Genomic DNA, 8,237 nt, shown 5'->3' on the forward strand with positions numbered 1-8,237 from the left:
GACCGGAGCGGGCTCGGGTCGCGCCGCCGCCGCTGCTGCGGGGGGCGGCTCGGGCGCCGCGGCGGGCTCGGGCCGCGGGGCGGCTGCGGCAGGGGCGGCTTCGTCCTCGTCCTTGCCGCTGACGCGGTTCGACAGGCCAAGGCGGTGAACCTTGCCGATCACCGCATTGCGGGTGACGCCGCCAAGCTCCTTGGCGATCTGGCTGGCCGACTGGCCTTCGGTCCACATGCGTTTGAGAAGCTCTACCCGCTCGTCCGTCCAGGACATTTCCTGCTCCGCCTGTCTGATGATCGCGCCATTCTAACGGTTGCGGCCAGGGGGCCGCAAGGGCCATCCGAATCAAATCCCGCCCTGCGGCAGCGGCGTCCGGCCGTCGTGCAGCCCCGGAGGCAGGGAAACCGGCCTGCGCCGGCCGGTCGGGATCGGAGGCCCATCCATTCCCCCCCCCGCCTGCTTTGCGCGCCCCCGCCGCACAAAACCGTTTACAGCCCGCCCCGTTCCGCGCTATGGCGGGCGCATGACCATGGACGCAAAACAGCTCATCCGTTCGCGACGCCGCTGAGGCGCATGGTCCCGGTTTGCCCGCCGTGAAAGGGCGCATCCCCCGTTGACACCCGCATCGCCCCGGCTTTACGCCTTGGGCTTCCTGTTTGAAGGGTTAATCCCATGATCCCGCCCGTTCTGCCGACCTATAACCGCGCACCGCTCGCCTTCGTCAAGGGCGCGGGCAGCTGGCTGGAGACCGGGGACGGGCGCCGATATCTCGACCTTGGCGCCGGGATCGCGGTCAACGCGCTTGGCCATGCCGCGCCGGAACTGGTCGCGGCGCTGACCGAACAGGCGCAAAAACTCTGGCATGTCTCGAACGTCTACACGATCCCGGAGCAGGAACGCCTTGCCGCGGCGCTGGTGGACCGGACCTTCGCCGATACGGTGTTCTTCACAAATTCCGGCACCGAGACGGCGGAGCTCGCGATCAAGATGGCGCGGAAGTTCCACCACGAGAACGGCCAGCCGGAGCGCATCGAGTTCATCGCTTTCGAGGGCGCCTTCCATGGCCGCTCGACCGGCGCCATCGCGGCGGCCGGATCCGAGAAGATGGTCAAGGGCTATGGGCCGCTGATGCCGGGCTTCCGCCAGCTTCCCTGGGGCGATGCCGCTGCGATCCGCGAGGCGATTACCGACCGGACCTGCGCCGTGATCCTGGAGCCGATCCAGGGCGAGGGCGGCATCCGGCCCTTCCCGCCGGCGCTGCTGAAGGAAATCCGCGCGCTTTGCGACCAGACCGGGACGCTGCTGATCTTCGACGAGGTGCAATGCGGCATGGGCCGCACCGGGCGCCTCTTCGCGCATGAACTCAGCGGCGTGACGCCCGATATCATGATGGTCGCCAAGGGGATCGGCGGCGGCTTCCCGCTCGGCGCGGTGCTGGCCACCGAACACGCCGCCAAAGCCATGAGCGCGGGAACCCACGGCTCGACCTACGGCGGCAACCCGCTGGCCTGCGCGGTCGGCCTGCGCGTCACCGAAATCGTCTCGGAGCCGGCCTTTCTCGCCGATGTCGCCCGCAAGGGCGCGATCCTGCGCCAGGGGCTGGAAAGCCTCGTCGCGCGCCACCCGGAAACCTTCACCGGGGTCCGCGGCGAAGGGCTGATGCTTGGCCTGCACTGCACCCGGGCCCCGGCGGATGTGGTCAGCGCCGGCTACCGCGAGGGCATTCTCACCGTCGCCGCCGCCGACAACGTGCTGCGCCTGCTCCCGGCGCTCAACATCCCCGACGAGGATATCACCGAGGCCCTCTCCCGCCTCGACAAAGTGGCCGAAAGCCTGAAAGCCGCGGCCTGAGATCATGGGCCTGAGATCATGAGCCTGATCATTTTCTGTCTCTGAATATCCCGGGGGTCCGGGGGCAGGGCCCCCGGTCCGCGGTTTCAAAAAGCGAAACGAAATGAACCATTTCCTCGATATCCACAAGACCGACCCCGCCGATCTGCGCGCCATGATCGACAGCGCCCATGCGATGAAACAGGCCAGAGGCGGCCGCCCGCGCGGCACGCCCGATGACGAGCAGCCGCTGAAAGGCCGCATGGTCGCGCTGATCTTCGAGAAACCCTCGACCCGCACCCGTGTCAGTTTCGACGTGGGCGTGCGGCAGATGGGCGGCGAGACCATGGTGCTCTCGGGCAAGGAGATGCAGCTCGGCCATGGCGAGACCATCGCCGACACCGCGCGCGTCCTGTCGCGCTACGTTGATCTGATCATGATCCGCACCTTCGAGGAGATGACGCTCCTTGAGATGGCCGAACATGCCACGGTGCCGGTGATCAACGGGCTGACCAACCGCACCCATCCCTGCCAGATCATGGCCGATGTGCTGACCTATGAGGAACACCGCGGCCCGATCGGCGGGCGCAAGGTGGTCTGGGCCGGCGACGGCAACAATGTCGCGGCCTCTTTCCTGCATGCCGCCGGGCAGTTCGGCTTCGATTTCACCTTCACCGGCCCCGAGGCGCTGGACCCCGAACCCGCTTTCGTCGAATTCGCCCGGGCGCGCGGCTCGAAGATCACCATCCAGCGCGACCCGTTCACCGCGGTCGAGGGCGCCGATCTCGTCGTCACCGACACCTGGGTTTCGATGCATGATCCCGAATCCGCGAAAGAGCGCCGCCACAACCAGCTGCGCCCCTATCAGGTGAACGAGCAACTGATGAGCCGGGCGAAACCCGACAGCCTGTTCATGCACTGCCTGCCCGCGCACCGGAACGACGAGGCGACCAGCGCGGTGATGGACGGCCCGCATTCGGTGATCTTCGACGAGGCCGAGAACCGGCTCCATGCGCAGAAGGCGATCATGCGCTGGTGCCTCGGGCTGTGACTCAGTAAACCACCCGATGATCGGCGCTGGCGGTCCGCCCGGCCAGCGCCGCGATCACAAGGACCAGCGCCGCCAGCGCGGCGTAAGTGACCCGCAGCCCGATATATTCGGCGGCAAAGCCGATCGCCGCCGGGGCGATCAGGATCCCGGCATAGCCGACCATGGTCACCGCCGAAAGCGCCGCGCCCGGGCTCTGGCCGGGGAAATTCCCCGCGGCCGAGAAGATCACCGGCACCAGATTGGCAGAGCCCAGCCCCGCCAGCGCAAGGCCCGCCAGCGCCAGCGGCAGCCAGGGCGCGGCGGCCGCGATCCCCAGCCCGAGCGCCGCGATCAGCGCCGAGACCCGCAGCACCCGCACCGCGCCGAAGCGGTTGCGCAGCCGGTCGCCCAGGAACCGCATCAGCGCCATCGCTGCGGCGAACAGGGCATAGCCGAGGCCGGCGAGGAAAGGATCGGCGCCGAGATCCGCCCCCAGATACAGCGCCGCCCAGTCCAGCACCGCCCCCTCGGGCACGAAAGCCAGCAGCGCCATGACGCCGAGGATCCAGATCCCCGCCTCGCGCGGGAGCAGCCGTCCGGGCGTGGTCCGCGCCATCGGGGCAGGGGGCTCGCCCCGCGCGAAGGCCAGCGCCCCGAGGATCGCCGCCCCCGCGCAGGCCGCCGCCGCCAGCGCCTGCACCCCGGGCGAGGTCTGCGTGATCAGCCAGGCCCCCGCGCCGCTGCCGGCGAAGGCGCCGAGGCTCCAGAACCCGTGCAGCGCCGACATGGTGGCACGCCCGAGCCAGCGCTCCACCGCGACCGCATTGGCGTTCATCGCCACATCCATCGCCCCCATGGTCAGGCCGAAAAACCCCATCGCCAGCGCGACCGGCAGCGGCGAGGGCGCGAGCGCCACCAGCGGCAGCGCCGGGATCAGCGCCAGCGACGACCGCCGCAAAAGCCAGAGCGAGCCCCTCTGCGCGATGATCCGGCCGGAAAACAGCATCGCCGCCATCGCGCCAAGGCCGAGCAGCAGGATCAGAAGGCCGAGCGCGCCCTCGCCGATCCCGTGTCTGGGCAGCAAGAGCGGGATCTGAGGCGCCCAGGCCCCGATCAGAAAGCCGTTGGCGGCGAACATCGCGGCCAGTGCCAGCCGCGCAGCGCGCGCTTCGCCTGGTGTCATGGCGGGTGATCCTTTCACTCGCCGCCCCATAGCGCGGGCGGAAGGGCGCGGGAAGGGGCCGCGCTCAGCCCCGCGGTTTGGCGCGCAGGGTGGGCTCGGCCTCGCGCGGATCCTCGGGCCAGGGGTGGCGGGGATACTGGCCGCGCATGTCCTTCCTGACATCGGCGTAAGACGAGGCCCAGAAGCCCGGCAGATCCAACGTCACCTGCACCGGGCGCTGCGCGGGCGACAGAAGGGTGATGCGCAAAGGCAGGCGGTGCGCGCCGACGACCGGATGGCGGGTGACGCCGAACATCTCCTGCAACCGGACCGCGATCGCGGGGTGGTCGCCCTCGTAGTCGATCGGCACCGCGCGGCCCAGAGGCGTGGTGAAATGCGAAGGCGCCAGCCGGTCGACCTCGGCCATGCGCTGCCAGCCGGTCAGCGCCTTCAGCGGCTCGGACAGATCCAGCGCCCGCAGATCGGCCGCCGAGCGCCGCCCGGCCAGATGCGGCAGCAGCCAGTCTTCGGCACCGGCCAGAAGCGAGGCATCGTCCACCCCGGGCCAGTCCTCGCCGCGCGCGAGCGCGATCCGGGCGCGCAGCCTTGCGGCGGCGGGCGTCCAGGTCAGCCCGATGTCGCGCAGACCTTCCAGCGCGGCGCGCGCCAGCGCCTCGGGCGGGGCGTCGGGCCAGGGCCTTTCGGTCAGCGCGAGCGCGCCGAACATCTCGCGCCGCAGCGCCTGGACCCGGGCCTCGCGGCGGTTCCAGGTCACGTCCTCGCGCCAGGCGATGCGGGCGCCATGCACCTCGCGCAACTCTTCCCCGGTGATCTCCAGGCCCTGGCGGACGCTGGCCTCGCGCGGATCGCCGTCGAGATCGGTGGCGACGATCAGCCGCGCCTTCGCAAGCGCGCTGTCGCCGGGAACCACGGCGCCCTTGCCGCCGGACAACAGATAGCGCGCCGCCTCGCCCGTCCGGCGCAAGCCGATGCGGTCCGGGTAGGCCAGCGCCGCCATCTGCGCGAGCGACAGGCCCGGCATCCGCGCGCCCGCGACTGCGCGGGCGAGCCGCTTCGCCTCGGTGCGGATGCGCCCGATCACCGCCTGATCGGCGCCGGCGGGCGGGCGCTCGACCGCTTTCAGCCGCAGCGTCAGATCCGGCCCGGCGCCGCGCAACGGATCGCGTTCTTCGGTCAGCGCGGCCAGCACCGCAGCCCCGGGCCCCGCGACCGTCAGCATATGGCCGAGCCGCGGATGCAGCGGCAGCGCCGCCAGCGCGCGGCCATGCGCGGTGATCCGGCCCGCGGCATCCAGCGCGCCGAGGGCGGTCAGCAGCACCTTCGCCTCGGCCAAGGGCGCCGCGGGCGGCGGGGTCAGGAACGGCAGATCGTCCGAGCCCCATTCGGCGAGTTCCAGCGCCAGCGGCGCCAGATCGGCGGTCTCGATCTGCGGCGGAGGAAAGGCGGCAAGCCCGCCCTCTTCGCCTTTGGTCCAGAGCCGGTAACAGACGCCCTCGGCCACCCGGCCCGCCCGGCCGCGGCGCTGCTCGGCCTCGGCGCGGGTGACGCGGGTGGTGATCAGCCGCGACATGCCCGAGGCCGGATCGAACGCCGCGCGGCGTGCCCGCCCGCCATCGACCACCACGCGAATGTCGGGGAGCGTCAGCGAGGTCTCGGCGATCGAGGTGGCCAGCACCACCCGGCGCGCGCCTTTGATCGGCGCCAGCGCCTCGCGCTGCCGGGCGAAATCCATCGCCCCGAACAGCGGGCGCAGGGCGATGCCCTGCAGATCGCCGAGCAGGGTTTCGACGCGGCGGATCTCGCCCTCGCCGGGCAGGAAGACCAGAACGCCGCCCTCCGGTGTCTCGTCCAGCGCCTGGCGCACCAGCCCCGCCACCGCCGCCGGGAACCGGAGCGAAGGGTCGGGCGGGCGGGGCAGCCAGCGGGTTTCCACCGGGAAAGCCCGGCCCTCGGCGGTGATCAGGGGCGCGTTCTCCATCAGCGCCGCCACGGGCGCCGCGTCGAGCGTGGCCGACATCACCAGAACCGCCAGATCGGGGCGCAGCGCCGCGCGCGCCTCCAGCACCAGGGCGAGGCCGAGATCGGCATGCAGCGAGCGCTCATGAAATTCGTCGAAGATCACGCAGGAGATGCCGGTCAGCCCGGGGTCGGCCTGGATCATCCGGGTCAGGATGCCCTCGGTCACCACTTCGATCCGGGTCGCGGCCGAGACCTTCGCCTCGCCCCGGATGCGGTAGCCGACGGTTTGGCCCAACGGCTCGCCGAGCGTTTCGGCCATCCGTGCCGCAGCGGCGCGGGCGGCAAGGCGGCGCGGCTCCAGCATCAGGATCCGGGCGGGGAACAGGCCGGAGGCCAGCAGATCCAGCGGCACCAGCGTGGTCTTGCCGGCCCCCGGCGGGGCCTGGAGCACGGCCCGGCCCGCGCGGGCGAGCGCCGCGCGCAGATCGGGCAGGATGGCGGTGACGGGCAGCGGGCTCATCGGCGCTGTATGGCAAGAGTTGCGCGGGCTGGCCAGCCGGGGAAGCCTCCGGCGGGGATATTTGCAGACAGAAAATGTCAGGGGCGGGCAATCGTGCCGGGCCGCTCGCGGGTTGCATCCGGGGAGGCCTCCGGCGGGGATATCCCGGGCAGGATGAAAGCGAAGGCGATCTGCGGGCGCGCGAGGCGTCGCGGCGATCTGCCTCTGGCTTTTCGGTTCCCGCTTTGGCAGAAATCCCCGAACGGTGAGGGAGAGCGATGGATATCGGGACCATGGCCCGCGCGTTGCGCGCGGGCGACAGGCGGGCGCTGGCGCGCGCGATCACGCTGATCGAAAGCGCGCGCTCCGATCACCGCGACCAGGCGGTGGAATTGCTTTCCCTTCTGCGCGAGGACGGGCGCGAGGCGCTGCGCCTTGGGCTTTCGGGGACGCCGGGGGTGGGGAAATCGACCTTCATCGAGTCCTTCGGCATGATGCTGGCCGAGGAGGGCAAGCGCATCGCGGTGCTGGCGGTCGATCCGTCCTCGGCGCGTTCGGGCGGCTCGATTCTGGGCGACAAGACGAGGATGGAGCAGCTTTCGCGCCATCCGAACGCTTTCATCCGGCCCTCGCCCAGCCGGGCCCATATGGGCGGCATCGCGCGGCGCACCCGCGAGGCGGTGGCCTTGTGCGAGGCGGCGGGCTTCGATCTGGTGCTGATCGAGACGGTGGGGGTCGGCCAGTCCGAGACCATGGTGGCCGAGATCTGCGACATCTTCCTGCTGCTGATGGCGCCCGCGGGGGGCGACGAGTTGCAGGGCGTCAAGCGCGGCATCATGGAGATGGCCGACATGATTCTTGTGAACAAGGCCGATGGCGATCTGCTGGCCACCGCCACCCGCACCGTGGCCGATTACGCGGGCGCGCTGCGGCTGCTGCGTCGCCGCCCGCAGGATCCGCAGGATTTCCCCAAGGCGATGCCGGTCTCGGCCGTCAGCAAGGCGGGGCTGGAGAAGGCCTGGGAGGAGCTGTCCACGCTGGCGGCCTGGCGGCAGGCCGGGGGGCACTGGGCGCGGCGGCGCTCGGACCAGGCGGCGCATTGGTTCGGCGAGGAGGTGCGCCACGGGCTTCTGTCGGTGCTGGAGCGCGAACCCGCCCGCGGGATCATGGCGCGGCTTGGCGCCGAGGTGGCCGCGGGCGACCGCACCCCCGAAGCGGCGGCGGCCGAGATGCTGCGCGCGCTTGGCCGGGCTTAAGGGTGGGTGAATCGCTTGACGCCGGACTGGTTTGGCCTTACACGCGCCGGGAACGAATTCGGACAGCGGGGATTCCCCCGTGTGCTGTCCTTTTGAACAGCTGAGGATCACCGCAATGTCGCGCGTCTGCGAACTGACGGGCAAAGGCCCGATGACCGGCAACACGGTCAGCCACGCCAACAACAAAAGCCGCCGCCGCTTCCTGCCGAACCTGAACGAGGTTTCGCTGGCGTCGGACGTGCTGGGCAAGACCTTCACCCTGCGCATCTCGGCCGCAGCTCTGCGGAGCGTGGATCACCGCGGCGGGCTCGACGCCTACCTGGCCCGCGCCAAGGATGCCGAACTGTCCTCGGCCGCGCTGAAGATCAAGCGCGAGATCGAAAAGTCGAAGACCGCCGCCTGAGCGGACCGTCTTCTGACGATTTTTAGAAAGCCTCGCCTTTACGGCGGGGCTTTCTTCGTTCGGGCCCGGGGTGGGGGGCGTCG

Annotated in this window: 7 protein-coding genes; 4 read left to right on the top strand and 3 right to left on the bottom strand. The window is 70.8% G+C overall.

Features of this window, described 5'->3' with window-relative positions; translation table 11 throughout:
- On the bottom strand, window positions 1-267 hold a 267-nt coding region (locus XINFAN_RS20215; RefSeq protein WP_290426968.1), incomplete at its 3' end, for a GcrA family cell cycle regulator.
- A gap of 399 nt (window positions 268-666) precedes the next feature.
- Here XINFAN_RS20215 and XINFAN_RS20220 point away from each other — a divergent pair.
- Together XINFAN_RS20220 and argF are read left to right on the top strand one after the other, a co-directional pair.
- On the top strand, window positions 667-1,845 hold the full coding sequence (locus XINFAN_RS20220) for an aspartate aminotransferase family protein (protein ID WP_124088662.1): 1,179 nt from the start codon (window positions 667-669) through the stop codon (window positions 1,843-1,845).
- Between the two features lie 103 nt (window positions 1,846-1,948).
- On the top strand, window positions 1,949-2,875 hold the full coding sequence (gene argF, locus XINFAN_RS20225; RefSeq protein ID WP_124088663.1) for an ornithine carbamoyltransferase: 927 nt from the start codon (window positions 1,949-1,951) through the stop codon (window positions 2,873-2,875).
- Between the two features lies 1 nt (window position 2,876).
- Here the strand turns inward: argF and XINFAN_RS20230 are convergent, their stop codons facing one another.
- Both XINFAN_RS20230 and hrpB read right to left on the bottom strand, forming a co-directional pair.
- Window positions 2,877-4,037, bottom strand: a complete 1,161-nt coding sequence (locus XINFAN_RS20230) for an MFS transporter (protein WP_124088664.1) — start codon at window positions 4,035-4,037, stop codon at window positions 2,877-2,879.
- Window positions 4,038-4,101: 64 nt separating this feature from the next.
- Window positions 4,102-6,516, bottom strand: a complete 2,415-nt coding sequence (hrpB, locus tag XINFAN_RS20235) for an ATP-dependent helicase HrpB (protein ID WP_124088665.1) — start codon at window positions 6,514-6,516, stop codon at window positions 4,102-4,104.
- Window positions 6,517-6,773: 257 nt separating this feature from the next.
- Between hrpB and meaB the strand changes: the two genes are divergently transcribed.
- A complete protein-coding gene (gene meaB / locus XINFAN_RS20240) occupies window positions 6,774-7,751 on the top strand; it encodes a methylmalonyl Co-A mutase-associated GTPase MeaB (protein ID WP_124088666.1) in 978 nt (325 codons plus the stop codon).
- A 115-nt stretch (window positions 7,752-7,866) separates the two neighbouring features.
- Window positions 7,867-8,154 carry a 50S ribosomal protein L28 gene (gene rpmB, locus XINFAN_RS20245; protein WP_124088667.1) on the top strand — a complete coding sequence of 96 codons (288 nt, stop codon included), beginning with the start codon at window positions 7,867-7,869 and terminating at the stop codon, window positions 8,152-8,154.
- The last annotated feature ends 83 nt before the right edge of the window (window positions 8,155-8,237 follow it).

The organism is Pseudogemmobacter humi (assembly GCF_900609055.1).
Classification (GTDB): Bacteria; Pseudomonadota; Alphaproteobacteria; order Rhodobacterales; family Rhodobacteraceae; genus Pseudogemmobacter; species Pseudogemmobacter humi.

Bases quoted from the DNA above. Each gene is read 5' to 3' on its own strand.
- XINFAN_RS20220 (WP_124088662.1), top strand. From the start codon at position 667: ATGATCCCGCCCGTTCTGCCGACCTATAACCGCGCACCGCTCGCCTTC.
- argF (WP_124088663.1), top strand. From the start codon at position 1,949: ATGAACCATTTCCTCGATATCCACAAGACCGACCCCGCCGATCTGCGC.
- XINFAN_RS20230 (WP_124088664.1), bottom strand. From the start codon at position 4,037: ATGACACCAGGCGAAGCGCGCGCTGCGCGGCTGGCACTGGCCGCGATG.
- hrpB (WP_124088665.1), bottom strand. From the start codon at position 6,516: ATGAGCCCGCTGCCCGTCACCGCCATCCTGCCCGATCTGCGCGCGGCG.
- meaB (WP_124088666.1), top strand. From the start codon at position 6,774: ATGGATATCGGGACCATGGCCCGCGCGTTGCGCGCGGGCGACAGGCGG.
- rpmB (WP_124088667.1), top strand. From the start codon at position 7,867: ATGTCGCGCGTCTGCGAACTGACGGGCAAAGGCCCGATGACCGGCAAC.